The 16,375-nt window shown below is 61.7% G+C and carries 16 protein-coding genes; 11 read left to right on the top strand and 5 right to left on the bottom strand.

Annotation, left to right across the window (positions count from 1 at the left end):
- The first annotated feature begins 3 nt into the window (after positions 1–3).
- The 5 genes from CCGE531_RS15895 to CCGE531_RS15875 all read left to right on the top strand — a co-directional run bounded on the left by CCGE531_RS15895 (position 4) and on the right by CCGE531_RS15875 (position 4,863).
- The gene (locus CCGE531_RS15895; protein ID WP_120666882.1) at positions 4–1,167 is read left to right on the top strand and encodes a Re/Si-specific NAD(P)(+) transhydrogenase subunit alpha; all 1,164 of its coding nucleotides are present in this window, start codon (positions 4–6) and stop codon (positions 1,165–1,167) included.
- A gap of 1 nt (position 1,168) precedes the next feature.
- Positions 1,169–1,567, top strand: a complete 399-nt coding sequence (locus tag CCGE531_RS15890) for an NAD(P) transhydrogenase subunit alpha (protein WP_120665045.1) — start codon at positions 1,169–1,171, stop codon at positions 1,565–1,567.
- 10 nt (positions 1,568–1,577) lie between these two features.
- Complete coding sequence (locus CCGE531_RS15885; RefSeq protein WP_120666880.1) at positions 1,578–2,972, top strand: NAD(P)(+) transhydrogenase (Re/Si-specific) subunit beta; 1,395 nt, start codon at positions 1,578–1,580, stop codon at positions 2,970–2,972.
- 233 nt (positions 2,973–3,205) lie between these two features.
- Positions 3,206–3,610 (top strand): YciI family protein, encoded by a 405-nt coding sequence (locus CCGE531_RS15880; protein WP_120665044.1) that lies wholly within the window; start codon positions 3,206–3,208, stop codon positions 3,608–3,610.
- The gene (locus CCGE531_RS15875) at positions 3,607–4,863 is read left to right on the top strand and encodes an RNA polymerase sigma factor (RefSeq protein ID WP_120665043.1); all 1,257 of its coding nucleotides are present in this window, start codon (positions 3,607–3,609) and stop codon (positions 4,861–4,863) included. Before CCGE531_RS15880 ends, CCGE531_RS15875 begins: the two co-directional genes overlap by 4 nt.
- 106 nt (positions 4,864–4,969) lie before the next feature.
- On the opposite strand, the gene CCGE531_RS15870 is transcribed toward CCGE531_RS15875, so the two are convergent.
- From CCGE531_RS15870 to rpsU, 4 genes are all read right to left on the bottom strand, one after another.
- Positions 4,970–6,625: a sensor histidine kinase gene (locus CCGE531_RS15870; protein ID WP_120665042.1), complete on the bottom strand. Its 1,656-nt coding sequence runs from the start codon at positions 6,623–6,625 to the stop codon at positions 4,970–4,972.
- 254 nt (positions 6,626–6,879) lie between these two features.
- Entirely contained in the window at positions 6,880–7,950 is a 1,071-nt protein-coding gene (locus tag CCGE531_RS15865; RefSeq protein ID WP_120665041.1) for an FAD-binding oxidoreductase, read from the bottom strand.
- A gap of 324 nt (positions 7,951–8,274) precedes the next feature.
- Positions 8,275–9,150: a tetratricopeptide repeat protein gene (locus CCGE531_RS15855; protein WP_120665039.1), complete on the bottom strand. Its 876-nt coding sequence runs from the start codon at positions 9,148–9,150 to the stop codon at positions 8,275–8,277.
- 138 nt (positions 9,151–9,288) lie between these two features.
- Positions 9,289–9,501 carry a 30S ribosomal protein S21 gene (gene rpsU, locus CCGE531_RS15850; protein ID WP_004117638.1) on the bottom strand — a complete coding sequence of 71 codons (213 nt, stop codon included), beginning with the start codon at positions 9,499–9,501 and terminating at the stop codon, positions 9,289–9,291.
- Between the two features lie 348 nt (positions 9,502–9,849).
- Between rpsU and CCGE531_RS15845 the strand changes: the two genes are divergently transcribed.
- The 6 genes from CCGE531_RS15845 to CCGE531_RS15820 all read left to right on the top strand — a co-directional run bounded on the left by CCGE531_RS15845 (position 9,850) and on the right by CCGE531_RS15820 (position 15,878).
- Positions 9,850–10,128, top strand: coding sequence for a hypothetical protein (locus CCGE531_RS15845; RefSeq protein ID WP_120665038.1), 279 nt, complete (start codon positions 9,850–9,852; stop codon positions 10,126–10,128).
- Between the two features lie 162 nt (positions 10,129–10,290).
- Positions 10,291–11,544, top strand: coding sequence for a sarcosine oxidase subunit beta family protein (locus tag CCGE531_RS15840; protein ID WP_120665037.1), 1,254 nt, complete (start codon positions 10,291–10,293; stop codon positions 11,542–11,544).
- Complete coding sequence (locus CCGE531_RS15835) at positions 11,544–11,963, top strand: hypothetical protein (protein WP_120665036.1); 420 nt, start codon at positions 11,544–11,546, stop codon at positions 11,961–11,963. Before CCGE531_RS15840 ends, CCGE531_RS15835 begins: the two co-directional genes overlap by 1 nt.
- A 15-nt stretch (positions 11,964–11,978) precedes the next feature.
- Entirely contained in the window at positions 11,979–12,344 is a 366-nt protein-coding gene (locus CCGE531_RS15830) for a sarcosine oxidase subunit delta (RefSeq protein WP_120665035.1), read from the top strand.
- The gene (locus tag CCGE531_RS15825; protein ID WP_120665034.1) at positions 12,341–15,337 is read left to right on the top strand and encodes a sarcosine oxidase subunit alpha; all 2,997 of its coding nucleotides are present in this window, start codon (positions 12,341–12,343) and stop codon (positions 15,335–15,337) included. Before CCGE531_RS15830 ends, CCGE531_RS15825 begins: the two co-directional genes overlap by 4 nt.
- On the top strand, positions 15,330–15,878 hold the full coding sequence (locus CCGE531_RS15820; protein WP_120665033.1) for a sarcosine oxidase subunit gamma: 549 nt from the start codon (positions 15,330–15,332) through the stop codon (positions 15,876–15,878). The genes CCGE531_RS15825 and CCGE531_RS15820 overlap by 8 nt, the downstream gene beginning before the upstream one ends.
- Here CCGE531_RS15820 and CCGE531_RS15815 read toward each other — a convergent pair.
- Positions 15,875–16,363, bottom strand: a complete 489-nt coding sequence (locus tag CCGE531_RS15815) for a MaoC family dehydratase (protein ID WP_120665032.1) — start codon at positions 16,361–16,363, stop codon at positions 15,875–15,877. The two genes, CCGE531_RS15820 and CCGE531_RS15815, sit on opposite strands and share 4 nt — an antisense overlap.
- Between the last annotated feature and the right edge of the window lie 12 nt (positions 16,364–16,375).

The raw sequence follows: 16,375 nt of genomic DNA, 5'->3' as shown, positions 1-16,375 counted from the left end.
CTGTTGAGCAATCTGGTTTTCGTGGCCAAGGAAAGCGTGACGGAAGAGACGCGTGTTGCAGCCTCCGTGGAGACGGTGAAGAAGATGAGGGGGCTCGGCTTCGATGTCGTGATCGAAGCTTGCGCGGGGGCTTCATCGCGCATTCCGGACGTGGAATACGAAGTCGTCGGCGCGCGGATCGGCTCCATCAAGGATGCGAAGGCGGCGGATGTCATCCTCAAGGTCAGGCGTCCGACGACCAAGGAAATCGCCGGCTACAAGAGCGGCGCGATCATCATCGCCATCATGGATCCCTATGGCAACGAGGCAGCGCTTGCCGAGATGGCGCGCGCGGGGCTCACGAGTTTCGCCATGGAGTTGATGCCGCGCATCACCAGGGCGCAGTCGATGGACGTGCTGTCGTCGCAAGCCAATCTCGCCGGTTATCAGGCTGTCATCGAGGCCGCGGCCGTCTACGATCGGGCGCTTCCGATGATGATGACGGCGGCGGGCACGGTGCCGGCGGCAAAGGTGTTCGTCATGGGTGCCGGCGTCGCCGGCCTGCAGGCGATTGCCACGGCGCGGCGTTTGGGCGCGTTGGTATCGGCGACGGACGTGCGGCCGGCTGCGAAGGAACAGGTGGCCTCGCTCGGCGCGAAATTCATCGCCGTCGAGGATGAAGAGTTCAGGGCGGCGGAGACCGCCGGCGGCTATGCCAAGGAAATGTCCAGGGAATATCAGGCCAAGCAGGCTGTTCTCGTCGCCGATCATATCGCCAAGCAGGATATCATCATCACGACGGCGCTGATCCCCGGTCGCCCCGCGCCGCGGCTCGTCAGCCGCGACATGCTGAAGGCGATGCGCCCGGGCGCGGTTGCCGTCGACCTCGCGGTCGAGCGTGGCGGCAATATCGAGGGTGCCGAATATGGCAAGGTCGCCGAAGTCGAAGGCGTTCGAGTGATCGGCTATCCCAATATGGCCGGCCGGATCGCGGCCAGCGCTTCGGCCCTCTATGCCAAGAACCTCGTCACCTTCCTGGAAACGATGGTCGACAAGGATAGCAAGAGCCTCGGCCTCAACCGCGCCGACGAACTGATCAAGGCGACGATGCTGACCGATGACGGCGAAGTCGTGCACCCGAGTTTCGTCGATCCCGACCAGCCGACGGTCAACAAGGGAGATCTCTGAGATGGCCAGCCAAGCAATGGACCAGGCACTCCAGCAACTGAATGATGCCGTTACCGCGGTCAGGACCGCCGCCGCGCAGGCACCGCAGGTCGCCAGCGCCGCAACCGGCGGGGCGGTCGATCCCTTCGTCTTTCAGCTTGCGATCTTCGTGCTGGCAATCTTCGTCGGCTATTACGTCGTCTGGTCGGTGACGCCGGCCCTGCACACGCCGCTGATGGCGGTGACGAATGCCATCTCCTCGGTCATCGTTGTTGGCGCATTGCTGGCCGTCGGCATCTCGGCGAGCGGCCTGGCCACGGGCTTCGGCTTTGTGGCGCTGGTGCTCGTGTCGGTCAATATCGTCGGCGGTTTCCTTGTCACCCAGCGCATGCTGGCGATGTACAAAAAGAAGGACAGGTGAGGGCGGCATGCTGAGCAATATCGCGGCTTTCCTCTATCTCGTTTCCGGCGTCCTGTTCATCCTGGCGCTGCGCGGCCTGTCGCATCCGGCAACCAGCCGGCGCGGCAATCTCTACGGCATGATCGGCATGGGCATTGCCATCGTCACCACGCTGGTGCTGGCGACGCCATCCTTCGGCGGCTTCGTGCTGATCGTTCTCGGCCTTGCCATCGGCGGCGGGGCCGGCGCCTATATCGCCCGCGTCATTCCGATGACGTCGATGCCGCAGCTCGTGGCCGGTTTCCATTCGCTGGTCGGCCTGGCCGCCGTCCTCGTGGCCGCTTCGGCGCTCTATACGCCGTCTTCCTTCGGCATCGGCGAAATCGGCCACATCCATACGGAAGCCCGCATCGAAATGGCGATCGGCGTCGCCATCGGTGCCTTGACCTTCACCGGCTCGATCATCGCTTTCCTGAAATTGGATGGGCGCATGTCCGGTAAGCCGGTCCTCCTGCCGAACCGGCACATCATCAATGCCGCCCTGCTTGTCCTGATCGTGTTTTTCATCATCAGCCTGGCGTCAAGCGAGAGCCATTTCGCCTTCTGGGCCGTTGTGCTGCTGTCGCTGGCGCTCGGCGTGCTTTTGATCGTGCCGATCGGCGGCGCCGATATGCCCGTCGTCGTGTCGATGCTGAATTCCTATTCGGGATGGGCAGCCGCCGGCATCGGCTTCACGCTCGGCAACCTGGCGCTGATCATCACCGGCGCGCTTGTCGGATCCTCGGGCGCGATCCTGTCCTACATCATGTGCAAGGGCATGAACCGCTCCTTCATCTCGGTCATTCTCGGCGGCTTCGGCGGCGAAACGACGGGGGGCGGGGCCGATAATTCCGACAAGACCGTGAAGCTCGGTTCGGCCGAGGATGCCGCCTATCTGATGGCGAACGCCTCCAAGGTCATCATCGTGCCAGGCTACGGCATGGCGGTTGCACAGGCCCAGCATGCGCTGCGCGAAATGGCGGATAGGCTGAAGGCGCACGGCGTCGAGGTGAAATATGCCATCCATCCGGTTGCCGGCCGCATGCCCGGCCATATGAACGTGCTGCTGGCCGAGGCCAATGTGCCCTATGACGAGGTGTTCGAGCTCGAGGATATCAATTCGGAATTCGCCCAGGCCGATGTCGCCTATGTCATCGGTGCGAACGACGTCACCAATCCGGCGGCGCGCGACGACAAGACCTCGCCCATCTACGGCATGCCGATCCTCGATGTCGACAAGGCCAAGACCTGCCTCTTCGTCAAGCGATCCCTCGGCTCCGGCTATGCCGGCATCGACAACACGCTGTTCTACAAGGACGGCACTATGATGCTGCTTGGGGACGCCAAGAAGGTGACCGAGGAGATCGTCAAGGCGATGAACGAGTAGACGTCGAAACGTCCCACCCATTCGATCGAAGTTCGGCTGAATTTGAAGTCGGATCGACAAGCCTCCTTGACCGGAAGATGGTCGAGGTGAGTGTTGCTGCGTATCCAAGTTTCACGTCTGCCTTATTCCTGCGCGCCCCGCAAAAGAAAATGAATTTATTTTCGAACTCCCGTCGATTTCGCGGTGCCTGGTTCGTCGTGTGGTATGTTCTAACCAACCAAGGAGAAAGACCCATGCGATTCATGATGCTGATGATCCCCGGCGGCTACGCTTCCGCTACTCCCGACACCATGCCGAGTGCGGAGGCGGTCGAGGCGATGATGAAATACAATGAGGAGCTGAAGAAGGCCGGCGTGCTTCTGGCGCTCGACGGGCTGCATCCGCCGTCCTCCGGAGCTCGCGTGAGCTTCAAGGGTGGAAAGCCTGCTGTCGTCGACGGCCCGTTCGCCGAAGTCAAAGAAGTGCTGGGCGGCTATTGGGTCATTGACGTGCGTTCGCGCGACGAGGCCATCGAGTGGGCGCGCCGTTGCCCGGCATCGGAAAGTGACGTCATCGAGGTTCGCCGCATCTTCGAGATGAGCGAATTTCCGGAGGATGTGCAGAAGGCGGCTGAAGGCTTCGATGAGCTGAAGGGGTGACCACGTCAGGTACCATCGAAGCGGTCTGGCGGATCGAGCAGCCAAAGCTCGCCGCCAGGCTGAACCGCTTGCTGCGCGACGTCGGCCTGGCCGAGGAGATTGCGCAGGACGCCTTTGTGCTGGCCCTCGAACGCTGGCCTCGCGATGGCGTTCCGCGCAACCCGGCCGCCTGGCTGACGCAAGTCGCCAAGAACAGGGCACTCGACAGGCTGCGCCGCACAACGCTGATCGACGGCAAACATCGCGAACTGGTTATCGACTTTGCCGAACTTGAACGCGGAATACCGGATATCGAGGCGGCGCTCGATGAAGATATAGATGACGACCTGCTGCGACTGATCTTCACCGCCTGCCATCCGGTGCTGCCCACCGAGCAACGGGCCGCGCTTGCCCTGCGACTGCTGGGCGGGCTGTCTACGCCGGAGATCGGTCGCGCGTTCCTGCTGCCCGAAGCCACCATCGCCCAACGCATCGTGCGCGCCAAGCGAACCTTACGCGATGCCGCCATAGCATTCGAGACGCCGCGCGGCGCGGAGCGTCGGGAGCGTCTCGCCGCCGTGCTGGAAGTGGTCTATCTGCTCTTCAACGAAGGTTATGTGGCAACGGAAGGGCCGCATTGGCTGCGTGCCGATTTGTGCGGCGAGGCATTGCGCCTTGGCCGTTCGCTGGCGGCGCTGATGCCGGAAGAGCCTGAAGTGCTGGGACTTCTGTCCCTTATGGAATTGCATGCCTCGCGCTTTGCCACTCGCGTTGACGGGACGGGCAATCCGATCCTGCTGCTCGACCAGGACCGTAGCCGATGGAACTGGTCGCTGATCCGGAGCGGTCTCGACTGTCTGGGCCGCGCCATGGTCCTGACGTCGATGCCTGGTCCTTATCTGCTACAGGCGATGATTGCGGCTTGTCATTCCCGGGCCGTGACGGCCGCCGATACCGACTGGATTGCCATCGCGGCCTACTACCAAGCGCTGGCCCTTGCGGCGCCGTCGCCGATCGTCGAAATCAACCGAGCGGTTGCCGTCGGCATGGCCTTCGGTGCCGCCCAAGGTCTTGCTATCGTCCATGCTCTGAGAGATGAGCCGCGCCTGAAGGAATCGCATCTATTGCCGACAGTGCGGGGCGATCTTCTGGCGAAATTGGGACGAACGGCCGAAGCCCGCGCGGAATTCCGCCGCGCCGCCGAATTGACCAACAATGAAAAAGAGCGAGCCCTGTTGCTTGCTCGTGCCGATACTCCCGTCATCCAGCCATAGGTATTAGAGCATTTCCGCTTTTCTTCGAATCGCGAAAACGCCTTATCTTCTTGTTTTTCTACGCATTCCGGACGAAAAACCGCCGCGCACTTTTCCTGGAACTGCTCTAGCTCCGCTCGCGCTCCATCGTGCCGCGCAGGGCGATCAATATCCAGACAAGGCCGGTTGGGCGAAAATCGACCTCGACGCTACCGCTGAAGGACGCAGCGGCGTGCGTTTTCGTCACGGTGGTGCCGAAGCCGGTTTCCTTTGGCGGATTGACCGGGGGGCCGCCGCTTTCCGTCCATACGAAGCGGATCATCGGTCCGCTTTCGCCGACCTCTGTCGTCCATTCGATGGTGATCTTGCCTTCGGGAGCCGAAAGCGCCCCGTATTTCACAGAATTGGTCGCGAGCTCATGCAGAACCAGGCCGAGATTCTGCACCGCCTCCGGTTTTAATAGGAAATCGTTGCCGAGGACATCGAGCTGCTGCGGTCCCTGCAGGAAGGTCGCAAGATGGATGTCGATCACGCGGCGCAGCGAAACACCGGACCATTGTTCGCTGGTCAGGACCTCGATCGAACGCGCCAACCCTTCCAGCCGGTCGGCGACGGCGCGCTGGAAGCTGTCGACGCTGTCGGTCTGCCGTGCGAGCTGCCGGGTCATCGCCTGGGCCAGCGCCAGCAGATTCTTGGTGCGGTGAACGAGTTCGTGCATGACGAAATGCAGCCGATCTTCCGTGACGCTGCGGTCGAAGGATGCGTTGGAAAGCGCCACGGCCACCTGGTTCGCCTCGATGACGCTGGTGTCGACCGGCGATACGATCTCGCCCCGGCCCATGCGGTCGGCCATGTCGGCAATGCTTTGAATGGTGATGCGCACTTGCCGCGCCAGCGCATAGACGGCAATCAGCGCGATCAACAGCAGCGTCACGCCGCCATAGATCAGAAAGCGCCAGGTGCTCATCAGCGAGGCCTGCGCCGATGCGATCGGTCCCCAGACGACGGCCTTCCAGGACCAGCCGGAAATTTGCGCATAGCCGAGCACCGCGTTCGGCAGGATCTTCTCATCCTGGTAAACGCCGCTGGATGCGATCAACTTCGGTAGAATATCCTTTTTGAATGCGTCGCCCGGCGCGAGCGTCGTCGGGCCGCCGGCGGCGACGACATGGCCGGATTTATCCAACACGGCAGCCGACCAGCCGGGCGGCAAAGCTTCCGTGGTCACGAGCTTGGCGAGTTCGTCCGCATCCTGGGTTACCGCCAAGGCGGCTCCGGCCGGGGAATGTTCGAGCGGAAGGGTGACGTTATAGACCCAGCGGCGGGCATTCGTACCGATGAAAACATCGGATGCCTCGATTCGTCCGGAGGTCAGCGCCGATTGCAGTGCTGCTATATTGCCGGTCTTGCCGAGCGGTTTGCCGAACGGCCAGCGGGTATTCAATCTCAGCTGGCCATCCTTTTCCATGAGCAGGACGAAGAGGGAATCAGTGCGCAGGACCGTCTCCGTCCGGGCGAAGAAAGTGGCGATATCGTTGCGCTCGAGTTCAGGCGAGGAGGACAGCAACCGCAACGTCGTCGCCATGTCCTGCAGCTGGCGGTCGACGACGCGTGCCAAAGCCTGGGCGTCCTGAACCGTATCGCCTTTCAGCGCATCGCGTTCATTGTTCTCGAGCTGGACGAGAAGGAGGGCGACGAAGGCCAGGATAGGCAAGGCAATCGCCAGGGCTATGGCGATCAGATAGGCCCCAATCGACGCTTTCGGGAAATGCGGCTTCCTCATGGGGCGATCAACCGATCGTGCCTCCATGACGATCCAAAGCGCCGGCAAACGCGAAAAGAATGGTTTTGGTCATCATGCCAAGCGCCCCCATGCCCAGTCCCGAGCTACATGCTCTCGAAGTCTCCATGTTAGGGCTCGGTAAATTGCCTTGCAACATCTGAAAAGTCATTGCTTCGAAATCATAAGCGATCTCGGGTATTTACGACTGTGGCGATGCATCCCCTGAGTTGCGCCGCCCATGCTTTTGGGGAGGGTCAGGCAAAGCGTGAAAGGCGGAAGGGAAGAAGCTGATCGTCGTCTTTGCCGTCGACGATCGTCTCGGCCGCAAGCAGGCCGACGAGCGGCGCCAGCGTGACGCCCGAATGCAGCACTGCGAGATAGAGGCCCGGCGCGCCATCGACGCCGCCCAGAATGGGCAGGCCATCCTTAGGCGTCGGACGATAGCCGACGGTTTGGAAATCGAGCTCCAGCGCCTCGCCACCTTTCAAGGTTGTTTTGACCTTGGCGAAAAGTTCGCGGGCAGCCGCCTGTGGATTGTCGCCGGGATCGGTGCCGCCGAAGTCGCCGCCGGCAATGATCCGCCCTTCCGCCGTCTGGCGCAGATGCAGTTCCGGCGCCGTCACCAGACCGTTCAGCAGCTTTTGCGCGGGGCGGGAATGAACGATGAGCCCTGGCGGCGCTTCCAGCGGCACATGGATGTCGGCCGACGCCGCAAGCGCTGCCGTGCCCGCGCCGGCGGCAAGAACGACGTGGTCGGCACGCATCGCCTCTTCGCTCGTTTCGACGCCGATGATCCGCTCGCCCTGCTTCAGCAGGCGTTTGACTTCGACGCCGGACAACAGGACAGCGCCCCGCCGCGTTGCATCTTTCAAGAGCAGCTCGGCTGCGGCAACGGGTTCGACGGCGCCTTCTTCGGCGACATGCATCGCATAGTCCGGCGGATTGGCGAGATTCGGCTCGATCATCGTGCTGGTGGCTCGGTTGACCGGCTGTATGCCGTAGCCCCAGCCGTGATGCTGGGCCGCATAGGCGTCCAGCTCTGCCTCCGGGAGATCCCAGCACAGGCCGCCGCACCAGGATAGCGGCAGGCTGGGAAGCTCCGCCGCAAGCCTTGACCATTCGCTCATCGAGCGGTGGCGGAAATGGAAATAGAATTCCGGATTGCCCCAGCTTGCATTGATCCAGGCGAAGGAATTCGGCGTCGCCACACCGCCGGCCTGCTCCGCGACCACGGTGACGGACGCGCCCTTGCGCTGGAGATGCCAGGCAATGGATGCACCGATGATGCCGGCGCCGATGACGATGATCTTCTGAGGGGAGGGCATGTCGCTGCCTCGTTCGGATAGGAATGCTTCGAGACTAACGCATGTCGCGCAAAAACTGTGCAGCGGTTTTGCAATAACGACATGCGGAAAATCAAGAGCCTACTGCATAATTCCTTAAATCGGAATCGATTTAAGGGAAAAATTATGCAGCATTTCAAAGTGTTACAGCGTCCTTGGCGCGTCTTAAAAGACGCGCGGCGCTGTAACGCGCACCGAGCGAATCTCAAAGATCGCGACGCGCCTTAGCCGTTCAACAGCGCAAAAAAGCCGCCGGGCGAAGGATCGCCGGCGGCTCGATGTCCTTATCGCGATGCGACCCGCGTATCAGGCGCCGGCGCCGACACGCGCCAGGCCGTCCCTGGCCGGCTGGTAGTTCGGATCGAGATTGACAGCATGCTGAAAGGAACGGCGAGCTTTCGCCTTGTCGCCTTTGCGCTCATAGACGAAGGCCTGGTTTGCCCAGGATTCGGCGACCTTGTTGTTGAGATCGATGGCATGGTTGAAATCGGCGAAGGCGTTGTCGTCGTCGTTCTGCGCGAGATAGGAGATGCCGCGGCTGTTGTAGGGTTCCGGCGAGTTCGGCGACAGCGAGATGGCCTTCGAGAAGTCGTCGATCGCCTTGTCCTGCTGATTGCGCTTCTGAAAGATCACGCCGCGGCCATTATAGGCACGGCCATCGGTGGTGCCGAGGCTGATCGCCTTCGAATAGTCGTTGAAGGCGTCGTTGTCGCGGCCGGACTGGCGGTAGAGATTGCCTCGGCCGATATAGGCGACATCGTAATTGCCGTTGATCTGCAGGGCGGCGCTGTAGTCCGCGACCGCTTCCGGCAACTTGCCCATGTTGCGGTAGATGAGCGCGCGGTTGGCGTAGGCCTGATAGAACTTCGGATTGAGCTGGATCGCCTGGTTGAAGTCGCCAAGGGCGCGGTTGAAATCACCGCCGCGGCCATAGGCCGTGCCGCGAACATTGTAGCCTTCCGGATCCTGTGGATTGGAATTGATGACGGAAGTCAGCGAAGCGATATTTTCCGAGGAACCTTGCGCCTTGTCGATGCGGATCACGTTGTCCGTCGATGCGGTCTGGCAACTGGAAAGGCTGATTGCGGCAAGTATCGCCAAGGCGGGCATCGCCGCGGCGCGCTTCGAAACGCGCAAGGAGAGGTTCGAAGTGCGGAACTTTACGGAGGTCGTCATTGCCATTATCGGGTTCGCTTTCCCCATGCGTCATATCAGGCTGTTCTGATTTAATCCGATTTGCGCAGAGAATAAATCAAAAAGGCGGCGGCGAACGACTCGCCCCCGCCCCACATGCGTCTGAAAACGTCGAAAAAACGGCGATTACTTGGCAACCAGGCCTTCGCGCTGAGCGCGCTTGCGTGCGAGCTTGCGAACGCGACGAACAGCTTCAGCCTTCTCGCGAGCACGCTTCTGCGACGGCTTTTCATAGTAGTCGCGCATCTTCATTTCGCGGAAAATACCTTCGCGCTGCATCTTCTTCTTGAGAGCGCGGAGAGCCTGGTCGACATTGTTATCGCGGACAAGTACCTGCACGAGAATCACGTTCCTTTGGTTTGGTTGATGCCAGCGGCAACAGCAGCGCCAGGAGGCAAAAATATAACGTTCGCGAAGCCGCAGCCTTGCGATTGGTTAGGCGAGATAACAGATCGGTTTGTCAAAGTCCAGCCAGATCGTGACTTTGCAGAGGAAAAAGCGGTTTGTCGAGGGCTGAGTTGCGGCGGCGATGCCTGTCTGGCTTCGTCGAAGCCATTAAGTGCCGGATCGGCGCGCCTATCTTTGCGACATTGACATGCTCACGTGGGTATTCCGGATCACAATCATTCATGCGTTATGGCAATTGTGCCATTCAAGCAGTTGTCTAAGGCCAGGGAGAATCGTTTTATGAAATCGCTTGATTTTGTTGTCGCTGGAAGATTGCTTGCAGCGCCAATCTTTGCCCTCGTCGTTCTCGTCGCAGCGCTTGCACCCGCCACGGCCGGCGAAGTGCGACTCGGCAAGAATGTCCGCATCGGCGGTCACGACTTTTCCAATCAGACCTTCGACAGCAAGCATCGTGCGAGGATCTATCTTTATAATGAGAAGCCGCGGAAAGAGGGGTGTGTCTGGCGTAAGGATGGTCATGGCGGACGGGTGAAGGTCTGCCATCTGCAGCGCAAATAAAACTGCTAAGAGGTCATAAGCGGGCCAACCGGGAACGCGGCAATTTTAACCGTGTCGAAAGACGGTCCTGAATGCGTCGCAAAAGAGCCGTTGTGTCGGTTTTTGATTTGCGATTTGTATGACCCACAAGAAGGGCGTCTTGCCTGAAGGAGTTGAGGGCGAATGCGTAAATACTCGGTTTTTGCCGTGGCACGGGAAGCGATGCGGGCTCACAAGGGCTGGGAGGCTCAATGGACCTCGCCGGAGCCGCGCAAGGAGTATGACGTCATCATCGTCGGCGCCGGCGGTCATGGCCTGGGTGCCGCCTACTATCTCGCCAAGGAGCACGGCATCACCAATGTCGCCGTGATCGAAAAGGGCTGGCTCGGCGGCGGCAATACCGGCCGCAACACGACCATCATCCGCTCGAACTATCTCTATGAAGAGAGCATGCACATCTACGAGCATTCGATGAAGCTCTGGGAGGGGCTTTCTCAGGATCTCAATTACAATGTCATGTATTCGCCGCGCGGCGTGATGATGCTGTCGCACAATGTGCATGACCAGCAGTCCTTCAAACGGCATATTCACGCCAACCGTCTCTACGGCATCGACAATGAATGGCTGACGCCCGAACAGGCCAGGGCCTATTGTCCGCCGCTCGATATTTCGAAGACCGCTCGCTATCCGATCAACGGTGCCGCCCTGCAGCGTCGCGGCGGCACGGCGCGCCACGATGCTGTCGCCTGGGGCTTTGCCCGCGCGGCTTCCGATCGCGGCGTGCACATCATCCAGAATTGCGAAGTGACCGGCATTCGCCGCGGGCCGGATGGTCGCGTGACCGGCGTCGACACCAGCAAGGGCTTCATCGGCGCCAAGAAGATCGGCGTTTCCGCAGCCGGCCATACGACCGTCGTCATGCAGATGGCCGGCGTGCGCGTGCCGCTGCAATCGAGCCCGCTGCAGGCGCTCGTCTCCGAGCCGCTGAAGCCGATCTTCCCCTGCGTCGTCATGTCGAACACGGTGCATGCCTATATCTCGCAATCCGACAAGGGCGAGCTCGTCATTGGTGCCGGCACGGACCAGTATAATTCCTACAGCCAGACCGGCGGCCTGCAGATCATCACCCACACGCTGGATGCGATCTGCGAGCTGTTCCCGATGTTCCGCCGCGTGAAGATGATGCGCTCCTGGGGCGGCATCGTCGACAATACGCCGGACCGTTCGGCGATCCAGTCGAAGACGCCGGTGCCGGGGCTCTATGTCAATTGCGGCTGGGGCACGGGCGGCTTCAAGGCGACGCCGGGTTCGGCCAATCTGTTCGCGCATCTGATTGCCCGCGACGAGCCGCATCGGTTCAATGCCGGGCTTAATCTGGATCGCTTCCGCACCGGCCGATTGATCGATGAGGCGGCAGCGGCCGCCGTGGCGCACTGATGTCGGCGGCGGTCGGGATCGTTCTTGCAGCGGGGCTTTCACTGCCGGCAGGAACGATCGTGACCGCAGTCAACGATCTTGTTCCAGGGGCCAAGGATTTTCGCATGCAGGTGATCCACAAGGCGAAGGATGAGGCCGACTGGCCTTTCACGGCCGAGAGCGGCGTGCTTGCCTGCGCCAAGGTGCTGAACAAGCCGGCCGTTTATTTCGTGCCGGAGCAGAAGCCCGAGGCAACGCGCGCTTTCGTGCTCGATACGGATCTGTTCGGCATGAGCCTGGTCAATATGGGGATGACCGACGTGCTGAAACCCTATGGTTCGCTGGAGGCGCTGCTGAAGCGCATAACACCTTTCGTCATCATGGGACGGCGGCTCTGCGCCCAGCCTCCCGGCACAAGCCTTTCCGGCTCCGAGCTTTAACACAGGTAGAAAACGATGCTGCTGATTTACTGCCCCTATTGCGAGGAAGAGCGTTCGGAACTCGAATTCCGCAACGCCGGCGACGCGCATATCGTGCGGCCGGCCAATATCGCCGGGATCTCGGATGAGGAATTCGAGGAGTATTTCTTCCTGCGCGACAACCCGAAGGGCATGATCTTCGAGCGCTGGCGGCATATCCATGGCTGCGGCCGCTTTTTCAACGCGGCGCGCGACACGGTGAGCGACCATTTCTACCGCACCTACAAGGCCGGCGAGCCGAAGCCGGATCCCGCGACGCTGCTGCCGGGCGCTTCCAAGCCGGTCGCACAGCATCAGAACGAACAAGAACAGACGGTACAAACAGAGGGATTTGCTGAATGAGCGGCGCCAATCGTATCGCGGGCAAGGGACGTCTGACGCCGGCCAGAACCGCTCGCTTCACTTTTGACGGCAAGAGCTATACCGCGCTCGAAGGCGATACTGTCGCCTCGGCGCTGCTTGCCAACGGCGTGCACCTCGTCGGCCGATCCTTCAAGTATCACCGTCCGCGCGGCATCCTGTCAGCCGGAGCCGAAGAGCCGAACGCGCTGCTCGATATCTCCCGCGATGCGGCGCGGCGGCAGCCGAACGTGCGCGCCAGCGTGCAGGAAGTCTTCGACGGCATGAAGGCGCAGTCGCAGAACCGCTGGCCGTCGCTGGCTTTCGATGTCGGCAGCGTCAACAATCTCATGTCGCCGTTCTTTGCGGCCGGCTTCTACTACAAGACCTTCATGTGGCCGAAGGCGGCCTGGAAGCACATTTACGAACCCTTCATCCGCCGCGCCGCCGGTCTCGGTGTCGCGCCGACGGAGGAAGATCCGGATCATTACGCCAGCCGCTATACCCATTGCGACGTGCTGGTCGTCGGCGCCGGCATTGCTGGTCTTTCCGCGGCTATGGCCGCTGCCGAAACTGGCGCCAAGGTCATCCTCTGCGACGAGCAGCCGGAAGTCGGCGGCGCGCTGCGCTTCGACACCGGCACCAAGATCGACGGCGTCGAAGGCTATGACTGGGCACAGACTATCGTCGCCAAGCTCAAGGCGATGCCGAATGTCCAGGTGCTGACCCGCACGACGGCCTTCGGCTACTACAATCATAATTTCGTCGGCCTTGCCGAACGCGTGACAGATCACCTGGCGAAGCCGGGCCGCGACTTGCCGCGCGAGCGTTTGTGGCAGGTGCGCACCAAGCGCGTGATCATGGCGACGGGCGCCATCGAACGCCACATGGTGTTTCCGAACAACGACCGGCCGGGCATCATGCTCGCCTCCGCCGCGCGCGCCTATCTCAATCATTACGGCGTCGCCGTCGGCGCGAAAATCGGTGTCTATACGGCGCATGATTCGGCCTATGAAGCCGCCTTCGATCTGAAGCGTGCCGGCGTTTCCGTTGCCGCCATCGTCGATAGCCGGGCACGGCCGGGCGAGGCGGTTCTGGCCGAGGCGAAGCGGCTCGGTATCGAGGTGATGACCGATTATGCCGTCATCGATACGGCCGGCAAGCTTCGCGTTTCCTCGATGACCGTCGCGCGCAACGGCAGCTCCGCCAAGCGCAAGATCGCGATCGATGCCCTGCTGGTTTCATCGGGCTGGACGCCCTCCGTTCATCTCTTCTCGCAGTCGCGCGGCAAGCTGAAATTCGATGCCGAGAAGCAGCGCTTCCTGCCGGGCACCTATGTTCAGGATTGCCTTTCGGTCGGTGCGTGCAACGGTACGGATGGCCTGCAGGCGGCGATCGAGGAATCGCTGGCAGCCGGCGAGCTGATGGCGCGCGCCACCGGCGCGACCAATGGCGGCGAGAAGATCCAGCTTCATGCCGAGCAGGCTTTCGAGTGGACAGGCGGCATGATCGGTGCTGCCGAAGGCGCCGGGCCGGACACGAATGCCAAGGCCTTCGTCGATTTCCAGCACGACGTCTGCGCCAAGGATATCCGTCTTGCCGTGCGCGAGGGCATGCATTCCATCGAGCATATCAAGCGCTTCACCACCAACGGCATGGCCTCCGACCAGGGCAAGCTTTCCAACATGCATGGGCTGGCGATTGCCGCCGAAATGCTTGGCAAGGATATTCCGCAGGTCGGTCTCACCACCTTCCGCGCACCCTATACGCCTGTCACCTACGGCACGCTGATCAGCCATTCGCGTGGGCCTCTTTTCGATCCCACCCGCAAGACGCCGATGCATGCCTGGGAAGAGGCGCATGGCGCGATCTTCGAAGATGTCGGCAACTGGAAGCGCGCCTGGTTCTATCCGCGCGCCGGCGAGACCATGCATCAGGCCGTCGATCGCGAATGCCGCACGGCGCGCGAAGTGGCCGGCGTGTTCGATGCCTCGACGCTCGGCAAGATCGAAGTGGTCGGGCCGGATGCGGCGGAATTCCTGAACCTCCTCTACACCAATGCCTGGGACACGCTGAAACCCGGCCGCTGCCGCTACGGCATCATGACCCGCGAGGATGGCTTCGTCTATGACGACGGCGTCGTCGGGCGTCTGGCTGAGGATCGTTTCCATGTGACGACCACGACCGGCGGCGCGCCGCGCGTGCTGCATCACATGGAAGACTATCTGCAGACCGAATTCCCGCATCTGAAGGTGTGGCTGACCTCGACCACCGAGCAATGGGCCGTCATCGCGATCCAGGGTCCGAAGGCGCGCGAGATCATCGAGCCGCTCGTCGAAGGCCAAGATCTGTCCAACGAGGCCTTCCCGCATATGAGCGTGGCCGAGTGCAAGGTCTGCGGCGTGCCGGCACGGTTGTTCCGCGTCTCCTTCACGGGTGAAGTCGGCTATGAAATCAACGTGCCGGCCGATTACGGCCAGTCCGTCTGGGAGGCCGTCTGGGCTCGCGCCGAGCCGCTGGGCGCCTGCGCCTACGGCACGGAAACCATGCACGTGCTGCGCGCCGAGAAGGGCTATATCATCGTCGGCCAGGATACCGATGGCACGGTAACGCCCGATGACGCCGGCCTTGCCTGGGCCGTTTCCAAGAAGAAGACCGATTTCGTCGGTATTCGCGGCTTGAAGCGGCCGGATCTCGTCAAGGAAGGGCGCAAGCAGCTCGTCGGTCTCGTCACGCGCGATCCGAAGGTGGTGCTGGAGGAAGGCGCGCAGATCGTCGCCGATCCGAACGAACCGAAGCCGATGACCATGCTTGGTCATGTCACCTCTTCCTACTGGTCCGAAAATCTCGGCCGCTCCATCGCCTTCGCGCTGGTTGCCGGCGGGCGAGAGCGCATGGGCAAGACGCTTTATGTGCCGATGCCCGACAAGACGATTGCCGTCGAGGTGACGGATCTGGTGTTCTTTGACAAGGAAGGAGGCCGGATCAATGGCTGATCTCGCTACCCGCAAACCGCCGCTCGCCGGCCGCCACGGAGGTTCTTCCACCGTCCGGCTGACGTCCGCAGCCCCCGCAAGCCGCATTGCACTGCGCGCACCGGCCGATTCCGTCGGCGGTCTTTCGCAGGCGCTTGGCCTGCAAGTGCCGACCCGGCCGAAGACGTCTGCCAGCGCCAACGGGCGTCATGCCCTTTGGCTCGGTCCGGACGAATGGCTTGTCATCGATGAGAGCGGCGCCGATCTGGTCGGCCTGGCCGCATCAGCTGGCGCTCTGCACTCGGCGACCGATGTCTCGCATCGCAATACGGCTGTGATCGTCTCCGGTCCCGGCGCGGAAGCAACACTTGCCGCCGGCTGCCCGCAGGATGTTTCGCTGAGCGCATTTCCCGTCGGCGCCTGCTCGCGCACGCTGCTCGGCAAGGCGGAAGTCGTGGTGCTGCGCCTCGATCAAGAGACGTTCCGTGTCGAAGTCTGGCGCTCCTTCTCCGACTACGCCTTCGGCCTTCTGGCCGAGGGCGCGGAGGATGCCGGACTTTAGTTTTCCTCCGGCCGATCCTTCGGGTCGAACTGCGATATGGTCGTCCATGTCGCAGTCAGCGCCGGCTTGCGCTCGTTCTCGATCTCGACTGTTACGTCATAGGTCAGCATCAGCATGCTGGCGCCGCGTAGCCGCGTTTCGGCAAGCATGAAGCGTCCGCGCACGCGCGCGCCGCATTTGACCGGCGACATGAAGCGGATCTTCTCGAAGCCGTAATTGATGCCCATGGTCTGTTCGCGGATCTTCGGCAGGCCGCTGTAGTTCATCGCCGAGAGTAAGGAGAGCGTCAGGAAGCCGTGGGCGATGGTGCCGCCATAGGGCGTTTCCGCCCTGGCGCGCTCGGGATCGACATGGATGAACTGATGATCGAGCGTTGCATCGGCAAAGGTGTCGATCATCGTCTGCTCCACGATGATCCAATCGGAGATGCCGATCTCCGTTCCCGTCTGTTTCATGATCTCAACAAGCGAAATTTCGCCGGGCATTCCATCCTCGTT

It is taken from the genome of Rhizobium sp. CCGE531, assembly GCF_003627795.1.
Lineage (GTDB): Bacteria > Pseudomonadota > Alphaproteobacteria > Rhizobiales > Rhizobiaceae > Rhizobium.
This window is presented reverse-complemented; position numbering and strand designations above follow the sequence as displayed.